The organism is Nocardia farcinica (genome assembly GCF_029867845.1).
GTDB lineage: Bacteria > Actinomycetota > Actinomycetes > Mycobacteriales > Mycobacteriaceae > Nocardia > Nocardia farcinica_A.
Genome location: NZ_JARWRU010000386.1, coordinates 1 through 1,182 on the forward strand (window position 1 = coordinate 1; position 1,182 = coordinate 1,182).

1 protein-coding gene is annotated in these 1,182 nt (G+C 71.8%); it reads right to left on the reverse strand.

The genetic code is table 11. The annotated features are described in order from the left end of the window. Nucleotides 1–28: 28 nt before the first annotated feature. The coding region (gene secD, locus QH283_RS08085) for a protein translocase subunit SecD (protein ID WP_280502397.1) at nucleotides 29–1,182 on the reverse strand (1,154 nt) is incomplete at its 5' end.

A 1,182-nucleotide genomic window follows, 5' to 3' on the forward strand; every position in this document is an offset into this window, starting at 1 on the left:
TGGCCAGGGGCGCCCCCCCCCCCAACGCTTACTCTTTTTTTCCCCCCCAGACCCGGGCGCGGGCCCCGAGCAGCACCAACGGGGCGGTCACCGTGAACACCACCACCACGTCGAGGATGGTGGTCAGGCCGAGGGTGAAGGCGAAGCCCTTGACCTGGCCGACCGCGAGCACGTACAGCACCGCGGCGGCGATGAAGCTGACCGCGTTGCCGGACAGGATGGTGCGGCGGGCGCGCTGCCAGCCGCGCGGCACCGCCGAGCGGAAGCTGCGGCCCTCGCGCATCTCGTCCTTGATACGTTCGAAGAACACCACGAACGAGTCGGCGGTCATGCCGATACCGATGATCAGGCCCGCGACGCCCGCCAGGTCGAGGGTGAACCCGATCCAGCGGCCGAGCAGGACCATCAGGCCGTACACCGCGAAGCCGGAACCGACCAGCGACAGGGCGGTGAGCAGTCCGAGCATGCGGTAGTACAACAGGCAGTACAGCAGCACGACCAGCAGGCCGACCGCGCCCGCGATCAGGCCCGCCTTCAGCGAGGACAGACCGAGGGTGGCCGAGACGGTCTCCGCCTCGGAGGTCTGGAACGACAGCGGCAGCGAGCCGTACTTCAGCGTGTTCGCCAGCTCCTTGGCGGAGGTGGCGGTGAACTGACCGGAGATCTCGGTGGAACCGCCGAGCTGCGGACCGGCGTTCACCCGCGGCGCGCTGACCACCTGGGAGTCGAGCACGAAGGCGACCTGCTTGTACAGGTACTCACCGGTCAGATCGGCCCAGGCGTCGGCGCCGGAGCTCTTGAACTCCAGGTTGACCACCCAGCGCGACTGCTGGGTGTTGAAGTTGGACACCGCGTCCTTGATCTCCTGGCCGTCGATGCGGCTGGCATCGAGCAGGTAGACCTCGGTGCCGTCCTGCGAGCAGGTCACCAGCGGCAGCTCCGGGTCGTCGTTGCCCGCCAGCGGGTCCTGCTTCGTGCAGTCCATCGCCGCCATGGCGGCCTGCTGGGCGGCGGGATCGGTGCTCTGCCTGGCCTCCTTGGCCGCGGCGATCTCCGGCGGCCCGCCCCCCCGCCGGGGGCGGGGGGGCGCGGGCCGGCGGGGGGGGGCCGGGGCGGGGGGGGGCGGGGGGGGGGGGGGGGGCACCTCGGGGGGCGGGGCCTCGGCCGGCGGCTGGTCCGCGG